Below are 18,519 nucleotides of genomic sequence, written 5' to 3' on the forward strand. Positions count from 1 at the left end.
TTGAATTGGCATTAAAGTCTTGATACTAACTACTTGATACTGGATACTTAGTTATAACCTATTCTAAAAAGTTATAGCTATTGTAGCAAGCAGTTCAAACGGCTATATTTGTATTTTTATAACTATCTAAAAAAGCATACGATTTTGGATCTATTTGATAAAATAACAAAAAGCTTGGGCGGCCCTATCGGGCAGCATCAAAAATGGTCACATGGTTATTTTTCATTTCCTAAACTGGAAGGGGAGATTGGGCCGCACATGGAGTTCAATGGCAAAGAGCATTTGATCTGGAGCCTGAATAATTACCTGGGCCTTGCCAATCATCCCGAAGTAAGGGAAGCTGATGCCCAGGCCGCTGCCGATTATGGAATGGCTTACCCCATGGGTGCCCGTATGATGTCAGGTAACTCCAAACATCACGAAGAACTGGAAAACAACCTGGCCGCTTTTGTTGGTAAACAAGCTGCTTTTTTATTAAACTATGGTTACCAGGGTATGGTATCTATCATTGATGCGCTGGTTGACAGGAACGATGTGATAGTATATGATGCCGAATCACATGCTTGTATCATTGATGGTGTACGTTTGCATATGGGTAAACGCTTTGTTTATCAGCATAACGACCTGGAAAGCTGCGAAAAACAACTGGAACGCGCAACCCGCCTGGCTGAACAAACCGGCGGCGGTATATTGCTGATCACCGAAGGCGTTTTCGGTATGTCGGGTGTTCAAGGCAAGCTGAAAGAAATTGTTGAACTTAAAAAGAAGTTTGATTTCCGTTTACTGGTAGATGACGCGCATGGTTTTGGTACTATGGGTAAAACCGGTGCCGGTACACATGAAGAACAGGATTGCGTTGATGGGGTGGATGTCTATTTCGGTACTTTCGCTAAATCAATGGCAGGTATTGGCGCGTTTGTAGCTGCCGATGAACAGATAGTTCATTTTCTGCGTTATAATATGCGGTCACAAACATTTGCAAAGGCCCTGCCTATGCCAATGGTAATAGGGCTGAAAAAACGTTTCGAACTATTAAAATCAAAACCTGAGTTGCGCGAAAAACTTTGGTTAATTGCTACTACACTGCAAAAAGGGTTAAAAGAACGAGGTTTTGATTTGGGTGTGAGCAATAGTATGGTTACCCCGGTGTTTTTAAAAGGCGACCTGTATGAGGCTACCAGCTTAACCCGCGACCTGCGCGAAAATTATGGCATATTCTGTTCTATCGTAATATATCCGGTTATTCCTAAAGGCCTCATTGTACTTCGGTTAATACCAACTGCGGCACATTCTTTAGAAGATGTACAACGTACGCTGGATGCATATAGCGAAATGGCAGAAAAACTAAAATCTGGTTACTATAAAGAAGACAAACTGGAAATAGCGTAATTGCTATATACTGCATATTGATAAAAAGGCCTCAATTTATTGGGGCCTTTCTTTTATTCCTTATAGTCCATCCCAATCGTTTTCCTGATAATCCAGTGGTTATTTTCATGTGACAGATAAAATTCAATTTGTGACCCAATGCCTGTCATTAGCATTCTTACATACGCTTTATTAAGATCATAACCAGCTATACTATCTGCTTTCAGAATGTACGGCATTTCGATATTTGAAAAGGTATCATATTCATATGGCTTATTCTTCAGGCTATCGGGTACAAATTTGTAGCTGACAGGGTGCTTGCCCCAATGAAATTTTTGATCATTATCAAAATATTTTGATTTTTCCAGCACCACTTTCGTGATATGATATGGATATGCCCGAGACATATTTACTAAATACGCGTTATACATTGAATCGATGCAGACCTGCGCAACCATAGCTGCTTTTTGGGTTGGATTAACACCAATTGAATCATGTTTTTTAGGGGACTCGATACATGATGAAAATACAAGAAACAGGAACGCAAATTTCTTCATGGCTTAGGTTTATGAAAGGTAATTAAATATAATTATTTATCTGCAGAAAATCCCCAATAACATACCCTCGCAATGACGGGCGGATTAACCCTGTTCGGGGGGGGGGATGCACACAAAAAAGCGAACATCCGAACGCTTCTTTTATATGGCAAATGAATGAAGGCTGATTCGGCAAGATATAAACCGGCTAACCTATCCGTTTTAGGTTTAAAAAATCATCAGAATATTTTATTGTTCAATTGCGCTCACACTTTTTATTACCATATTTGTTATCAAGCAGACTTTAACAATTCATTCATTAATATAATACATATGCAAGAATTAGACCCCTCCGTTCTACAGAAAGTAAACACGTGGCTTCAAGGCAACTACGATGCTGATGTTAAGCAGCAAATTCAAAAATTACTTGATGATAAAGCTTATACTGAGTTAACCGATTCGTTTTACAGAGATCTTGAATTTGGAACCGGCGGCCTCCGCGGTATTATGGGGCCTGGTTCAAACCGTGTTAATAAATATACTATTGGCACAGCTACCCAGGGTTTGGCAAATTACCTGAAGAAAACCTATCCCGGCGAAAAGATTAAAGTAGCTATAGCGCATGATAGCCGTAACAACGCCGATTTTTTAGCCACCACCACTGCCGAGGTTTTTTCGGCAAATGGTATTCATGTATATTACTTTGAAGCCTTACGCCCTACTCCAGAGCTTTCATTCGCCGTGCGCCACCTGGGTTGCAAAAGCGGAGTGATGCTTACCGCATCGCACAATCCAAAAGAGTATAATGGTTATAAGGCCTATGGTGATGACGGTGGTCAGTTTGTTGCGCCACATGATAAGGCTGTAATGGACGAAGTGGCGGCCATTAGCAGTATTGACGATGTGAAGTTTAACCGTGTTGACGAAAATATTGAAGTAATAGGTAAGGATATAGACGAGCTGTACCTGGCCGAGATCACCAAACTTTCGGTATCTCCCGAAGCTATCAGAAGACAAAAGGATCTTAAAATTGTTTACTCGCCAATTCACGGGACCGGGATTACCCTTACGCCAAAAGCACTGGAACTATTTGGTTTTGAAAACGTGATATTGGTTGATGAGCAAACCACTCCTGATGGTAATTTCCCTACAGTAGTGTACCCCAATCCCGAAGAAAAGGAAGCTTTAACACTGGCTCTGAAAAAAGCGCAGGAGGTGGATGCCGACCTGGTACTGGCAACCGATCCGGATGCTGACCGTGTGGGCATCGCTGTTAAAAATACCGAGAATGAATTTATACTGCTAAACGGTAACCAAACCGGCAGCATGCTTATTAATTACCTGTTAACTGCCTGGCAGGACAAAGGTAAACTTACCGGTAAGGAGTATATTGTTAAGACCATTGTAACTTCAAACCTGATCGAGGCGATAGCCAAGGCCAAAAACGTTACCTATTATAATACCCTTACCGGCTTCAAGTATATTGGCGAGCTGATGACCCAGCTGCAGGGTAAGCAAACCTTTATTGGTGGTGGCGAAGAAAGCTATGGTTACCTGGTAGGTGAGCTGGTACGTGATAAGGATGCCGTAGTTTCGAGTGCCTTTATTGCCGAAATGACCGCTTACTATAAAGATAAGGGCAGCAGTTTATTCGAAGCGCTTATTGACACCTATGTGCAATATGGCTTTTACAAAGAAAAACTGATCTCCATTACTAAAAAAGGAAAAACCGGTGCCGAAGAGATTAAAGCCATGATGGAAAAATTCAGGACCAACCCTCCGGCTACCCTTGGCGGATCAAAGGTTATTACGCTGAAAGATTACGAAAAGCGTGTAGAAACCGATCTGAATACCAATACTACAAAAGCTATAGAACTGCCAACATCTGATGTGTTGCAATTTATAACCGAAGATGGAAGCATTATTTCTGCCCGTCCGTCGGGTACTGAGCCTAAGATCAAATTTTATTGCAGTGTGAACGGAAAGCTGGCCAGTAAGGAGGCCTATAAAGAAACCGATCAGCAACTGGAAGCGAAAATTGATTCGATTATGCAGGATCTGGGGGTTTAATGATTCTCGAAGGTAAAACATAAAGGCGCCTCATTTGAGGCGCCTTTATGTTTTACCCGTTGTCATCCTGGACTTGTTTCAGGATCTCTCAGGACAGTCATCGATGTGCTGTATGCTTTGCATGTGGGATGCTGAAACAAGTTTAGCATGACAAGCCGGGCCTGCTAAAACCTTTTAAAATAAAATTTAATATCTTTCGGATAACCAATGGCTTTTATATTTTTACAGCCACCATTAAAAAATCTTTATGCTTACCAGAAGACATTTTATAAAACTGAACGGAATTGCAACCGCGGGACTGACCCTTGGTGTTACACCGTCATTGTTTGCCAGCAGTTTGCCTGCCTTTGAAAGTCAAAGACCAAAACTTGCCGACCGTAAGTTTACCAGCAAAGCGGTTGAGGCTATTATACAAAAAGTTAAAAAGGATATTAAAGATCCTGAACTGGCCTGGCTGTTTGAAAATTGCTATCCCAATACACTCGATACTACAGTAAACTATTCGGAAGCCGGCGGTAAACCCGACACTTTTGTAATTACAGGCGATATTAACGCTATGTGGATGCGCGATTCATCTGCACAGGTTTGGCCGTACCTGCCCCTCATAAAAACTGATCCGGCACTTAAAAAGCTGATCCAGGGGGTATTGAGCCGCCAGGCCAAATGTGTACAGATAGATCCGTATGCCAACGCCTTTAACCAGGGGCCAACGGGCAGCGAGTGGGATACCGACCGCACCGATATGAAACCCGAACTGCATGAACGCAAATGGGAGATAGACTCCTTGTGTTACCCGGTAAGGTTGGCCTATAACTACTGGAAAATTAGTGGCGATACCAGCTTTTTTGATGATAGCTGGCAAAAGGCTGGCAAGATCATTTTAAGCACCTTTAAGGAACAGCAGCGCAAAACGGATAAAGGGCCTTACCACTTCCAAAGGAAAACAGAGGTGGCCAGCGATACGGCTCCTAACAAAGGATACGGTAACCCTGTTAAGCCAGTTGGATTGATCTGCTCCATATTCCGCCCGTCAGATGATGCGACTATTTATCCGTTCCTGATACCGTCAAACTATTTTGCGGTTACCAGCCTTAACCAAATGGCCGAAATGTATGCCACTATTGGTAATGATACCACTACAGCAGCAGCCTGTAAGTCTCTTGCTGCCGAAGTGGATGCCGCCCTTAAAAAATACGCGGTGGCACAACACCCCGAGTATGGCAAAATATTAGCCTTTGAAGTTGATGGCTACGGCAACCAGCTTTTTATGGACGACTCAAACGTGCCCAGCTTACTGGCATTGCCATATCTTGACTCGTTACCGGTAACTGATGTATTGTATCAAAATACCCGCAAGTTTGTTTTAAGCGAAGCTAACCCATACTTTTTTAAAGGTAAAGTAGCCGAAGGTATTGGTGGCCCGCACGTAGGCATCGGTTATATATGGCCAATGGCTATTATTATGCGCGGGCTGACATCAAGCAATAAGGCCGAGATTACGGAGTGCCTTAGATTATTAAAAACCACACATGCCGGTACGGGTTTTATGCATGAGTCGTTTAATAAGGATAATGCTGCCGATTTTACACGTAAATGGTTTGCCTGGGCCAATACTTTGTTTGGCGAACTGATCATAAAAACACACCAGCACTACCCCGATATATTGCAAAAAATCATTTAATAGGTTTTAATATATGAATAGTGTTAAAATATCTGTTTTCTTAGTTTAAAACATATAAAATATTATTTTCTATGTATATTTATTGTATATTATAATTATTGATTAAATATAATATACAATATTTTAAGTCTTTGTGTTTTTAATATAATATATAGTAGCKTAAATATTATATTATCACTATAAAATGTGGAAAAAAAGCACTTTAAAGGCAGTATTTTTTTGCTTCAAAAATTTTTAATTAAAAAAAAACATTATAGATTAGCTTTAATTAAAACAATAAACCTTAATAATTTTAAAAGGAGTAATTAAATGAAAAAATTTACTGAAGTAAAAGAGCTCGTAGCATCTTTGGAAGCTGACGCCGACAAATTCTACAACAAAGGAAACAGCGCTGCCGGAACCCGTGTTCGTAAAGGTATGCAAGATCTTAAAAACCTGGCACAGGCTATCCGTTTGGAAGTCCAGGAGGCGAAAAATAAAGAAAGCTAAGGAAGATTTTTTGATAATCTTATTCCAATAAAAAACCCGGTTATTTTTTAACCGGGTTTTTTATTTATGCTAATTTTTTAGTTTCCTGTATAATGGCGGCAGCTGTGCCGCTGCTTACCGGTACAAGAGGTAGCCGCACCCCATCGCCGCAAATACCTAAATGTTTTAACGCGCTTTTTACACCGGCTGGGTTGCCTTCAATAAACATGAGCCGTGTAAATTCAATTAAGCTGCTATGTACTTTTTGCGCAGTTTTAAAATCGTTATTAAGCAACAGTTGCACCATAGTTGATAGCTGCTTTGGCAACGCGTTGCCAATAACTGATATTACACCAACGGCACCTAATGCCATCATAGGCAGGGTAACCGGGTCATCGCCAGATATGAATAAAAAGTCTTCGGGCTTATCCCGCATCAATTGGTTAAACAGGTCAAAATTACCTGACGCCTCTTTAATACCGATAATATTTTTAAAATCGCGAGCCAGGCGTACGGTTGTTTCAGCACTTATAGTGCTCCCGGTACGGCTGGGTACGTTATATAATATTACAGGAAGCGATGCTACCTGCGCAATAGCCTTATAATGCTGATAGATACCTTCCTGGGTAGGTTTGTTATAATGCGGGCTTGATGATAATATAGCATCGTAGCCATTGGTATCAAACTCCTTTATTTGTTCAACCACTTCGTGGGTATTGTTGCCGCCTATACCTGCAACTAAGTTTACCCGCTTATTTACAACCTCAGCGGTAAATGCCCATATTTGCTTTCGCTCCTGGGCATTCAATGTGGCGCTTTCGCCGGTTGTACCTAATGATACCAGGTATTGCACCCCGCCATCAATCAAATGCTCAATAAGGTTTCGTAAACCCTCGTAGTCAATTTGCCCATCCGCCTGAAAAGGGGTCACCATGGCTACCCCTGATCCGTAAAATTTATTCATGATTAAAATTAAAGGATGCTAATATAGTGAGATAGTATCAAGTAGCCAGTATCAGGTATCAAGTATTTACCGAATTTGCATAAAATACTCAGGTTTATTACCATGGGTCARCATTGAATATAAAATATCAAAATCCTGCTGGTAAATCATGATACCTGATACTAACTACTTGATACTAAATCAAAGACTTATCCCCAGCCTGAAGGCCGAGTTTACTTTGCTGCCGCTATTATAGGATATGCCATACATGGCCCTGATGTTAAGGTATTGCAACCCAAAGCCCAGTTCGGTATAGTTTTTAAGGGTAGGGGTGTACAGGTAGTTAACATCAACGATTTCCTGTAGCTTAAACTTACGGATGATGGGTATCTTATTAGTAATAAAACCCGAAAAATTATGTTCCAGATGAGCCTCAACATATTTATCAGGCGTACTAAAATTATAGTAATCTAAAAGCAGGAAGCGATTGATACCGGGGGTATATGCTAAAATTTGATTGCCGTCAAAATGCTTAAAATCCGGGTAAAATAATTTGTTGGCATTCAGGAATCTACCTGCGCCGGCAAAAAAGGAAGTTTTGCCATAAAAACCCATATCGATATTTGATTTGGAGATGTCGGCACTTAGCAGGTCGTAATCAACGTCTGACCCAAAGAGGCTTTTTATCCCTTTGGTATAATTTAAGCCAAGGGTTGGATATTTTGATGGCAGGTACCGCCGGCCTGACGGGTAGGTTTCATATTTATCACTAAAATCATAAGTAGTACGCAAGTTGATCTTGAATGATTGATTTTCAGGGAATAAAGGAATATCCTGCGTTGGGATCAATGGATTATTAGAAGTAAATACCCTATTTGCAGGGTCAAAGAAACTATAGGTTGATGAGTTGGGCAGCCACTTGCGATTGGCCCACTCTGCAGATGCAGAAGCTTTCCATCCGCCGGTTATACGACCGGATAGTGAGGCCGATACAAATTGCTTTTGATACAGCTTTTGATAGTTTTGCTTTTCAAACAAACTATACAGGGAGTTTAAGAGCGTGGATATCGGTTGCTGGTTATTAAGATCAGTGACATCAGACCCTCCGGTTAAGCTAAGCGTGAACCGCTTTAAAGGTATGGCTGCCCCAACTGTGCCATTAAGCAAGTGATTCGAAAATCCATAACGCACCTTGCCATTTAATATCAGGTACCTGTTATCAATAGTATCAACCAGTTTACTGTATGATGCGCCGTAGTTAATGGCAAAACCCTCAACTGTATTATATAATAGCGAACCAAGCAAACCATCATAATGATATGATTCCTTTTTATAACGGTTGCGGGTATTAACGCCGGTTAGCAAAACATCTAATGGCTTTACTTTATTGTTAGCTTTATCCAACGAATCGAGGTATAGCTTTGACTCATGCTTTTTGGCCAGTATATCTTTTTTTTGATAATCAGTTTTTTCCTCATCAGTTAACGGTATCGGTCTTTCCAGGTTCCAGAATGCCGAATCCTTGCTGACCCCTTTTTCAATACGTAAAACCTCGGCAAAATTTGTTTTTTCAAAGCTGGGGTTAAGGTCATAATTCTTATATATCGAAATATAATAACCACCTACCTTAAAGCCAAATAAGCCACCTGTAAATTCAAACTTAATGGTAGCCGGCATCCAGGCCTTATTACTTACCGGGTAAAACTGTTGGTTTACTTTAAGGGTATCAACAAAATTAATATTTGCCTTTTTAGTAAGGTAAAGCTGTAATGCTGATAGCCGCCAGCTATCATCCAGTATATAAATGTAGCCCTCAAAACAAGGATCATGTGCACGTTTAGGGCTTACTTTTATTTTATTAATGGTTTCGCCATTTTCAACAGATATCCCCATCCATTTATAGTTATAATAAAACAAGGCATTATCGGCTATTGGCGATACCAGCGGCCTGTTGCTCAGGCCTTCCCAGTTTTCAAAATTCTCGTAAAAATTAACGGCCATATCTGATGCCCGGTTAAAGCTGAATGCTTTATTACTCCCTGACACTTTAGAGGATACCTGTACTTCGTGCACCTTATTGGGACGTATAAAACTATATTTCGATTCTGATTCTGACAGGTAAACTATGCCCGTACGGTTGGAGTCGAGGCCGGCTTCGCTGGTAGCTTTCTGCACATCAAAAAGCAGGAATTTTTTAGGCGCGGCCAATAACTTTTGTAAACCCTTAATATAAATATCGCAGGTGTAAGCATTAACTTCGTTTAAATAGGTTTTGCGTTTTTTAATGGCTTTGCGAATAATGGCATAAGCAGGGTCCTCTCCGCCTGCATGTATAGATACAGCCTTTAATTGATAGGTTTCAGTTTTCAACGCGATATTAATCACCTGGTTGCCGGTAAGCTGTACCCGCTGGCTTTGCTGCCCGTAACCTAAAGCTTTATACTGTAATTCATAGTTGCCAGGGCTTATTTGCAGCTCATACGCACCCTCACTATTTGCTGATACACCTTTAGTAGTGTTTTTTACATAAATGGATGCAAAAGGAATGGGCTTGTTGTTTTCGTCGGTTATTTTGCCGCTGATGATAAGTTGTTGAGAAAATACGGGGATACTTGATACAAAAAGGAGAATAAACAAAAAGGTAGATTTCATTTAGCAGGTAGTTTATGCTAAGATGAAGCTTATTCACTAAATGTTACAACGCCGGATTGTTAAATAATGTGAAATTAAATAATACCAGGCTTGTATTAAGTAAGCCTGAAGATAACTAACAGGAGGAGAGAATATATTAAACAGAAACAAGAGCAACCTTTTGATCAGGATGCTTTTTGCGGATTTTCAGCATTGCCGAGCGGAGGATGTGTTTTGTTTTTTAAATTCCAGTCATCAATATTAATTAACCCTGCTTTTGTTTTGTAGTGGGATTTATGTTGAGGGCACCGCACCACAAAAGTTCCTTTTAACTGTTCAATTACAGGTCTTGCGCCACATTCTTTGCAGGGTTCGCAAAAAATATTATCCTGTATAGCGATAAAACGTGCCATTGAATAAAAATTTGATAATCGGTCTGTTTAAAATAGAAGTATCACTAATTGGTATGTGATAAGTACGTAATGGTTAGTTACTTAGTTTTGCTTTTTATTTAAAAAATGAAAACATAGTTAAATGTACATATTTTTTACAAATCAATGGCTTTTTGTAAAATTTAATTAAATTAACTGGTCATGGCCAAAAGTTCATCATCACTAATGATAGGGATATTTAATTTCTGGGCTTTTTCAAGTTTGGCCGGGCCCATATTATCACCTGCAACAAGGTAATTAAGCTTTGCCGATATGCTGCTTAGTATTTTACCTCCATTTTGTTCTATCAGATCTTTTAGCTCATCGCGCGAGAATTTCTCGAACACACCTGATATGATAAAGCTTTGCCCTGCCAATTTTTCGCTGGCCAGTTTCACTTCTTTTTCTTCGGCAACAAATTGCAGGCCCAGGGCTTTTAGTTTTTCAATTTCCTGCTGATGTTTTTCGTTGCTAAAATATTCAATCAGGCTTTGGGCTATGCGTTCGCCAACTTCTTCGGCAGCTATCAGTTCATCGTAAGTAGCAGCCATCAGTTTATCAACCGACTTAAAATACATGGCCAGTTTTTTAGCAACCGTTTCGCCTATATAGCGTATACCTAAACCAAACAGCACTTTTTCAAAAGGCATCTGTTTTGATTTTTCAATACCATCAAGCATGTTGTTGATGGATTTATCGCCAAAACGTTCCATTTGTTTCAGTTCATCAGCATGGCTATGTAATTTATAAATATCGCTGATGTGCCTGATGAATCCCCGGGAGTACAGGGTTTCAATAGTTTCATCGCCAAGGCCATCAATGTTCATGGCTTTGCGGCCAATAAAGTGCTGCATTTTACCCACTATTTGCGGAGGGCAACCTTCATCATTGGGACAGTAAAAAGCTGCCTCGCCTTCTTTGCGTTCAAGAGGGGTATCACAAGCCGGACAAGTAGTGCGGTACACCACGGGTACGGCATTAGCTGCCCTTTTTTCAGGATTTACGCTGATGATCTTCGGGATGATCTCGCCGCCTTTTTCAACAAAAACGGTGTCGCCTTCATGCAGATCGAGCCTGATGATCTCATTGGCGTTGTGCAGGGTGGCGCGTTTTACCGTAGTACCAGCCAGTAATACCGGTTTTAAATTGGCAACAGGGGTAACCGCACCGGTGCGGCCAACCTGGTAACTTACACTAATCAGTTCGGTTTCAACCCGCTCGGCCTTGTATTTGTAGGATATGGCCCAACGAGGTGATTTGGCCGTAAAACCAAGTTCCTGCTGCTGCGAGTAATTATTTACTTTTATTACAATGCCATCAATGTCATAACTTAAATCAAACCTGTCCTTATCCCATTTGGCAATAAATTGTAATACTTCATCCATACTGCCGCACAGGCGGCTGTGGTCATTAACATGAAAGCCCCAGCTTTTAATGGCCTGCAAGCTTTCCCAATGAGTTTTAAATAAAGTTTTATCGGTATTTAAAGCATACAGGAAACAATCCAGCGGGCGTTTGGCAACCTCGGCCGAATCCTGCATTTTAACGGTGCCTGAGGCAAAGTTACGGGGGTTGGCATAAGCAACCTCGCCATTCTCCAAACGTTCGTTGTTAAGGCGCTCAAAGGCTTTGCGGTGCATAAAAACTTCGCCCCGTATCTCAAAATAGTCGGGGTAGCTGCCTTGGTGCAAGCGCTTGGGTATGGTATTTATAGTGCGTACATTGGTAGTTACCTCATCGCCCTGTACACCGTCGCCACGGGTAACGGCGCGCACCAGCTTGCCATCCTCATAAGTTAGGCTCATAGATAAGCCATCAAACTTAAGCTCACATACATACTCAAAACTATCGCCTATGGCTTTGCGGATGCGCTGATCAAAATCAAGCAGTTCCTGTTCATTATAGGTATTACCCAATGACAACATTGGCCAGCGGTGCCTCACCGTTACAAACTCTTTGGTAATATCTCCTCCCACTTTTTGTGTAGGCGAATCCGGGTCGGCAAATTCAGGGAACTCCTTTTCAAGCTTGTTCAGCTCTTCCAGTTTCTTGTCGAAATCAAAATCAGAAATGGTAGGCATAGCCAGCACATAATAATTGTAATTGTGCTGCTTTAATTCGGTAGTTAAGGCCTGTATTTGGTTTTTAGCTTCGGCTGGTGACATAGATGCGAAGTTAAGAATTACTTTATTTCATTCCTAAGTGATTAACATCATTAAGTTATTGGTGATTAAGAAATGTGAACTGAAATTCGGACTGCATAAGTGAACAAAAGGGTTTAACTATTGCTTAAAAATAAATTTTAAATTTCGTTTGGAGAAAAGTATGGTACATGTTACTTTTATAGCACTTAAACCAAATCAAATGAAAACAATCAGAATTTTGCTACTGGCGGCGCTGCTCATGCCGTTCATGGCGAATGCCCAAAAGCAGCAATCAAAAAAACACCAACACACCGCAGGTTCATCAAAGCATCATGGAAACAGCAACGGCCTTGTAAGAGGGGTTAGTTTTGAGGATTTTAAGGCATCGGTATCCGATTTTGCCGACAGTACCAAAAAGCTCCTCGCAGTGGCGGCATGGAAACTTTGGAAGGAAGAAAAATGGAACGAACTGGAGCAATTCTTTACTACCAACAATCTGAACGGTGGCTGGCCCCCAAACCGTGGTGCGGTAAATTTAAAGATAGTTATCCTGAAAGTTGGATTAGAGGTTGATCGTTATGGCGGTTATTACGATGCCGACAGTGTATTTCAGGACAAAGGAACATTCGTATCATTAAAATCTGTACCTTTTCCGCAACGGGCATTGCCGGATAAGACACTGAATTCGCCCTACAGGGTTTACAAAATTGTAAAACCTATTCCAAATGTAAGAGAAGGGAAAATTATTCCCTGGTTTGGTAAACCGGGTTTAGGTACCCAGGATGAATTACCCTACACGGTTAACGATCTGAAAAAAGAGGGTTACCTGGAGGAAGAAAAGATTAAATAACATTTATTAATGATCACAAAATATATAAAGGTAAAGTCATTGGTTTTTGATGGATCCGAATCGGAAATTTTAAACAGATCCATTATCCCAGATATAGGAATAAATATAGGGGGGACTATACAATTTAATGACTTTGCCAATAATAGTTTTGAGGATCTGCGTCATATTATTGGTAATGATGATTTTGAATCCATCGTAAAAACCGGCGGATTTACTTCAGATGGCGGATTTCTGAATTTGTACAAAGGCATTGATAACTTAAGATTGTACTTCTGCAAAAGAGGTGACGTGATAGTTGTTTTTGCTTATGGAGAATTTCAACCAACCCGTTACAAACTTTACCTTGAAGGCTTCTGGGTGAGTAGCCATTAACAAATTGACAAATAACCGGGTATAAAAAAGTCCTTGCAGGTAGTCATGCAAGGACTTTTTTTATACAGAATATCAGATTTTATTTATCCGTAGTAACCGATTCATTTACCACACTCATAGGGAAAGTAATGCCGCCGGGTACTTTTGGGTTATCTTTTATTTCAACAGTACCGCTTATCGTCTGTTTGGTTTTTGACTCGCTGATCCAGCCGGTAGCTTTATCTGCTTTTATATCGGCTGTCATTGTTCCGCTCATGTTATATTTCATGGGCATCCCATTTACCTCTTTATAATTGTCATTCGCATTAGTTGCAATAGTGGCATCACCATGAATAGCATAGCTGGTAGGGGTAACATCTGTTAACTGGTAAACGGTGCTTATTTTGGCGGTCATAGCGCTTTCCAGCGTGGTATTTATAGTCCATTTTTCATTTTTTGATACCGGGACTTCAGGAAAAATAGCGGTCGACATTTCGATGTTCCCCTTAATGGCTTTTTCGCCAAACGACTGGATGAATTGATTTTTAATCTGTTCTTTTTGCGGCCCTTGTACCTGCGTAAAACCATCAAGCACCGATGAGATCATCTTCTCTACATTTTCAACCGACCTTACTTTACCGCTTTTGGTAAATGTAGCTGTAAAAGGTTTATTCACCAGACCCGACAGGATGGACGACATGATATCAGAAGGGTCTTTCTTTTGTGAATCGAAATTAACAGGGCCGGTGGGTAATTGCATTTTCATACCCAGGTTTTTATAATTAACCTCCATGTAATAAAGTGAGTCATCGGCATTAAGCACCTTGAACGATGTATTACCCGTAATGGTTAATTCAATATTGTTTAACTGACCGTTAATAGTTTGTTTTACAGCAGAGGAGGTAGTAGTAACCATATTGTAGGTATTGCCTTTGGTTAAGTGTAAGGCAAGCTTTAGTTTTTGACCCTGGCACGCAACGCTTACCATCAATAATAAAAAAAGATTAAAGAGATACTTCATAGCATAGTTATTGCGGGCTAAAGTTATTATAATATTTGGAGCAAAAAATGCTACAAAACATAACAATTAATTAAAACTAAATTCGTTAACTTTATAGTAATCAATGCTCTTGATATTTATTAATATTTTTTAACAAGGGAAAGGGGGTTTTATGTTACAGCAAATAGCATTTATACCACAACGCCAGTTTCATGTGTTGATCAATTTTAAGGATGATGAACGCATTGTAGCTATTTTACCCAACGAAGCAGGAAGGTTCCGCGTGGTTGATCAGGGTAAAATTATAGCAGAAGTTAATTTTAATGAAGAATGCGATTTTGTTTGCAGCCTGGGTAATCTGGACGATAACATAATGGCCCAGCTTGAATACCATATAAAAAATCGTTACGCTTAGTAAAAAAAAGAATTTGATAGTTCATGGATGGTGGCTTATGGTTCATAGTCCATGAGTTTTTATTGTTCATGGGCTATCTCTTTTTTTGATACCATGTAAAAGCCGGTATATAAATTATTTTTCAAAAACAATAAAATCAGCATTGGCTCCTAATTTTGCTAATGTTTCGATTATTTCATTAACCATGGGGTCGGGGCCGCAAACGTAAAAATGTTTGTTAAAATCAGTTATCTCAGCGTTTAAAAATTCGGCATCAATACGGCGATGATCATTATTGCCGCCTTGCTGTTGGGTAGTTGTAAAATGAGCATTGTCGCCCAGCATGGTTTTAAGCTCATCGGCAAGAATAATATCATCATCAGTTTTATTGGAGAAAAACAAAGCATTTCCTGATAGCTCGCCGTCCTTATGCAGTTGCCTTAATATGGCAATAAATGGGGTAATGCCTGCACCGCCTGCTATAAAATAACCTGGCCCTTTGTATTCAATAGCCCCCCAGGCTTCTCTTAAAATTAATTCATCACCAACTTTCAATTCGCCCAGGTGGTTGGTAACACCTTTGTGGTCGGTGTATATTTTAATAGTAAACTCCAGGTAATGGGCATTGGTAAGGCAGGTGAAAGTAAAGGGATTCTTCTCGTTCTCCCAGTCCGGTTGGTTGATTGATAGCTCCGTTGCCTGTCCGGGAGTGAATGTAAAACCATCGGGCTTTTCAATAATAAACTGTTTTACGTTGTGGGTAACGTTATTAATAGCAAGTATTCTAACGATGTGTTCCATGGATCGGGGAATTAATTGGCTTATATATGATAATGAATTAATACATATTTAGTTTTAGGTTATGATAAATATACGTACATGAAAAGCATTGAATATAAAAATAACTATGAAATTTGAGATGATTTTAAACCTTTTTTATAATTACCTGATTATAGTAATAGGCCCTGATAGCTTCGGGCTTCCATTTTCAGGATTGATGACATAATAGTACGTGCCTCCGGGTACAGGCTTGCCCCCGGTTCTTCCGTCCCAGGGCTGCTGGTAACCAATGGATCGATAAACAATTGAACCATAACGATTATAAATATTTATGGTACAATGGGGGTAAGCCAATAATGCAACTATTTCCCAGGTGTCATTAATGCCATCCCCATTTGGTGTAAAAGTATTAGGAATAACAATCAATGATGTATATGATACAGAAACCGTTATAGCGTTAGAGAGCACAGACGGGTTCGCTACGCACTTGCCACCCGAAATCATTGTACAGGTAACTACATCACCATTTAATAAAGTTTTGGTAGTAAAGTTGGGACTATTGGTGCCGGCGTTTTGTCCGTTCACCTGCCATTGAAAAATGGGATTATCTTGTAAATTAGCTGATGGAATTGCCTTAAATGTAATGGGAGTACCGATAGTTACAGCTCCATTTACTGATGAAGTAATGGTTACTGAAATTGTGGTATAAGGATATGATGTTAAACTCGCCGGGTTAGATACAGGTGAGCTTACCGGGATACATCCATCGTTGTTAGTAACCACACAGGTAATGATATCACCATCTTTTAAAGTGCTACTGATATAAGCAGCTGTATTATCTCCGCTATTTTGGCCGTTTAGCTTCCATTGATAAGTTGGGTTACTCCCGGCATTAAGCGGTATAGCAGTATAGGTTAAGGTTAAACCGTCGCAACTCCCATAGCCGTCGGGTGTTATATGTACTGAAGGTGTAACCAGGTCGGCAACAGTTAATACCTGGGATGCCGGGATAGCAGCATTAAACAAGGTATTTCCGTTTTGCGATACGGTAATAGTGGTTGTTCCCGGACTAATGATATGCACGTTACCGGTTGCTGAAACGGTAGCCACAGCAGGATTGCTGCTTAAATAAGTAAGTGGAATGGTGGAATTTGAACTCTGGGCGCCTGTAGGAAAATCAGCGCTGCAGGTGTTTTTAACAGGAATGGCCGGAAAACTGATCACCTGATCCTGAGTAATGGTAAAAGTTCTGGGAACCGGCGTAGCAGGCGAGTAGTTTTCATTGCCGCTTTGATAGGCTGTAACAATAGTTACTCCGGGGGCAATAACATGAATTTGTCCGTCTGCTCCCACATAAGCCACATCCGGATTACTGCTGGTATAAGTGATGGGGGTTTCTGTATTGGTACTTGTAGCACCAGGATGTAAAATATTATCAGGATCTATATGAACAACTACGGGAGGGGGGAAAGTAATAACTGATGGTAATAATGCGACATCCTGTACTACCTGGATATTTACTATGGTACTGTTACTGCCGCTGCCATTATAAGCGGTTATGGTATAATTTGTTGGGGGCGATAAAACTATTGGCGTACCTGAAATAATGCCGGTTTTAGGATCGAATACAAGGCCTGCCGGTAATGATTTATCAATGGTGTAACCACTTAAAGTTATTTTGCGCACCAAATAATTCCCAAAATCGGTTACATATAAATTAGCGCTTCCATCAAAAGCTAAACCAATGGGATAATTAAAACTGGCAGCGGTACCAATACCATTTACTGCGCCTCCGCTGCCTGTGCCAGCTATGGTTGTTACCTTACCTGCAGGGCTAATCTTCCTAATGAGGTGGTTTTTATAATCGGCCACAAATAAATTGTCCGATGCATCAAAAGTCAGGCTTGTTGGATAATTAAAAGCCGCGGCTATACCTGTACCATCCATGTTACCAGCCGTGCTGCTACCGGCAAAAGTAGTTACATTGCCGGTTGGTGTTATTTTTCGTATCAGGTTATTCTTGGTATCGGCAACAAAAATATTCCCCTGCTTATCAACAGCTACACCATCGGGGTTGTTAAATCCGGGGGCAGGGCCAGTGACAGCAATGGTAGTAACAACTCTTGCCGGTGTTATTTTCCGGATCCTGTTATTTTGCTGATCTGCCACATATATATTACCTAAATCATCGGCCGTGATGCCCCCGGGGCTATTGAAACTTGCACCGGTGCCTGTTCCATCCTGATAACCAGCCGTACCGCTGCCGGCAAAAACTGTTTTTACTCCGCTGGAGCTTATCTTAAAAATATTGTTGCTTTGAAAATCAGATATGTAAATATTGTTTTGATTATCTAAAGTGAGCGAGGCTGGCGTACCAACATTGTTTATGGTAGTTACATTACCCAACGGCGTTACTTTTCTTATTGCGCCACTGCCATAATCACTAATATAAATGACACCATCTGTAGCTGTGCCAACGCCCGATGGCAAGTTAAAACCTGCGTCAGTACCAAAACTATCATAAGTAACTGGTGCCCTTCCGCCAGCCAGTGTGCTCACCGCTCCATATACATTTGCAGGCACTGCACCCCCCGTATTAGTAGGCGCTAAAGCGGATACTGGTGCATTAATAGTATAACTTTGCGGGGTTGTATATTTAATAACAGGTGCCTGGGCAAATAAATTTCCTGTAAAAAAGTTTATGGAAATAAGTATCAACGCAGCAATRCGTGGAATAGAAAACAGCGGGTGCATTATAGTTTTGATCAGCAATATGATAAGGTAAAATTCAGGGAAAAATAAGCTTTTTCATCGAATTTTTTAATCAAACCACACATTTTAATACCTTCATAAACTCCAAATTAAACAACTC

Annotated in this window: 15 protein-coding genes; 7 read left to right on the forward strand and 8 right to left on the reverse strand. The window is 40.5% G+C overall.

The window, feature by feature from the left end:
- Nucleotides 1-144 precede the first annotated feature (144 nt).
- Nucleotides 145-1,389: an aminotransferase class I/II-fold pyridoxal phosphate-dependent enzyme gene (locus AC1DRQ_RS13940; RefSeq protein ID WP_429394196.1), complete on the forward strand. Its 1,245-nt coding sequence runs from the start codon at nucleotides 145-147 to the stop codon at nucleotides 1,387-1,389.
- A 53-nt stretch (nucleotides 1,390-1,442) separates the two neighbouring features.
- Here the strand turns inward: AC1DRQ_RS13940 and AC1DRQ_RS13945 are convergent, their stop codons facing one another.
- Complete coding sequence (locus tag AC1DRQ_RS13945) at nucleotides 1,443-1,925, reverse strand: hypothetical protein (protein WP_477425302.1); 483 nt, start codon at nucleotides 1,923-1,925, stop codon at nucleotides 1,443-1,445.
- Between the two features lie 312 nt (nucleotides 1,926-2,237).
- Between AC1DRQ_RS13945 and AC1DRQ_RS13950 the strand changes: the two genes are divergently transcribed.
- The 3 genes from AC1DRQ_RS13950 to AC1DRQ_RS13960 all read left to right on the forward strand — a co-directional run bounded on the left by AC1DRQ_RS13950 (nucleotide 2,238) and on the right by AC1DRQ_RS13960 (nucleotide 6,144).
- A complete protein-coding gene (locus AC1DRQ_RS13950; protein WP_477425304.1) occupies nucleotides 2,238-3,974 on the forward strand; it encodes a phospho-sugar mutase in 1,737 nt (578 codons plus the stop codon).
- Between the two features lie 247 nt (nucleotides 3,975-4,221).
- Nucleotides 4,222-5,655 (forward strand): glycoside hydrolase family 125 protein, encoded by a 1,434-nt coding sequence (locus AC1DRQ_RS13955; RefSeq protein WP_477425306.1) that lies wholly within the window; start codon nucleotides 4,222-4,224, stop codon nucleotides 5,653-5,655.
- Between the two features lie 309 nt (nucleotides 5,656-5,964).
- Nucleotides 5,965-6,144, forward strand: a complete 180-nt coding sequence (locus AC1DRQ_RS13960) for a histone H1 (protein ID WP_090652322.1) — start codon at nucleotides 5,965-5,967, stop codon at nucleotides 6,142-6,144.
- A gap of 64 nt (nucleotides 6,145-6,208) precedes the next feature.
- Here AC1DRQ_RS13960 and dapA read toward each other — a convergent pair whose 3' ends face one another.
- From dapA to ligA, 4 genes are all read right to left on the reverse strand, one after another.
- Nucleotides 6,209-7,087: a 4-hydroxy-tetrahydrodipicolinate synthase gene (gene dapA, locus AC1DRQ_RS13965; protein WP_477425308.1), complete on the reverse strand. Its 879-nt coding sequence runs from the start codon at nucleotides 7,085-7,087 to the stop codon at nucleotides 6,209-6,211.
- A 180-nt stretch (nucleotides 7,088-7,267) separates the two neighbouring features.
- Entirely contained in the window at nucleotides 7,268-9,718 is a 2,451-nt protein-coding gene (locus tag AC1DRQ_RS13970; protein WP_477425310.1) for a DUF5686 and carboxypeptidase regulatory-like domain-containing protein, read from the reverse strand.
- Nucleotides 9,719-9,882: 164 nt separating this feature from the next.
- The gene (locus tag AC1DRQ_RS13975; protein WP_429394214.1) at nucleotides 9,883-10,110 is read right to left on the reverse strand and encodes a hypothetical protein; all 228 of its coding nucleotides are present in this window, start codon (nucleotides 10,108-10,110) and stop codon (nucleotides 9,883-9,885) included.
- Nucleotides 10,111-10,280: 170 nt separating this feature from the next.
- Nucleotides 10,281-12,293 (reverse strand): NAD-dependent DNA ligase LigA, encoded by a 2,013-nt coding sequence (gene ligA / locus AC1DRQ_RS13980; protein ID WP_477425313.1) that lies wholly within the window; start codon nucleotides 12,291-12,293, stop codon nucleotides 10,281-10,283.
- A 199-nt stretch (nucleotides 12,294-12,492) separates the two neighbouring features.
- Between ligA and AC1DRQ_RS13985 the strand changes: the two genes are divergently transcribed.
- Both AC1DRQ_RS13985 and AC1DRQ_RS13990 read left to right on the forward strand, forming a co-directional pair.
- Entirely contained in the window at nucleotides 12,493-13,122 is a 630-nt protein-coding gene (locus tag AC1DRQ_RS13985) for a TNT domain-containing protein (protein ID WP_477425315.1), read from the forward strand.
- 9 nt (nucleotides 13,123-13,131) lie between these two features.
- Nucleotides 13,132-13,494, forward strand: a complete 363-nt coding sequence (locus AC1DRQ_RS13990; protein ID WP_477425317.1) for a hypothetical protein — start codon at nucleotides 13,132-13,134, stop codon at nucleotides 13,492-13,494.
- Nucleotides 13,495-13,573: 79 nt separating this feature from the next.
- Here AC1DRQ_RS13990 and AC1DRQ_RS13995 read toward each other — a convergent pair whose 3' ends face one another.
- Nucleotides 13,574-14,494 carry a DUF6263 family protein gene (locus tag AC1DRQ_RS13995; protein ID WP_429394224.1) on the reverse strand — a complete coding sequence of 307 codons (921 nt, stop codon included), beginning with the start codon at nucleotides 14,492-14,494 and terminating at the stop codon, nucleotides 13,574-13,576.
- Between the two features lie 151 nt (nucleotides 14,495-14,645).
- Between AC1DRQ_RS13995 and AC1DRQ_RS14000 the strand changes: the two genes are divergently transcribed.
- Nucleotides 14,646-14,888 carry a hypothetical protein gene (locus AC1DRQ_RS14000; RefSeq protein ID WP_429394227.1) on the forward strand — a complete coding sequence of 81 codons (243 nt, stop codon included), beginning with the start codon at nucleotides 14,646-14,648 and terminating at the stop codon, nucleotides 14,886-14,888.
- 114 nt (nucleotides 14,889-15,002) lie between these two features.
- Here AC1DRQ_RS14000 and AC1DRQ_RS14005 read toward each other — a convergent pair whose 3' ends face one another.
- Nucleotides 15,003-15,668 carry a ferredoxin reductase domain-containing protein gene (locus tag AC1DRQ_RS14005; RefSeq protein WP_477425320.1) on the reverse strand — a complete coding sequence of 222 codons (666 nt, stop codon included), beginning with the start codon at nucleotides 15,666-15,668 and terminating at the stop codon, nucleotides 15,003-15,005.
- A 141-nt stretch (nucleotides 15,669-15,809) separates the two neighbouring features.
- Nucleotides 15,810-18,419 carry a T9SS type B sorting domain-containing protein gene (locus AC1DRQ_RS14010; protein WP_477425322.1) on the reverse strand — a complete coding sequence of 870 codons (2,610 nt, stop codon included), beginning with the start codon at nucleotides 18,417-18,419 and terminating at the stop codon, nucleotides 15,810-15,812.
- Nucleotides 18,420-18,519 lie beyond the last annotated feature (100 nt).

It is taken from the genome of Mucilaginibacter sp. P4_E8 (assembly GCF_056401495.1).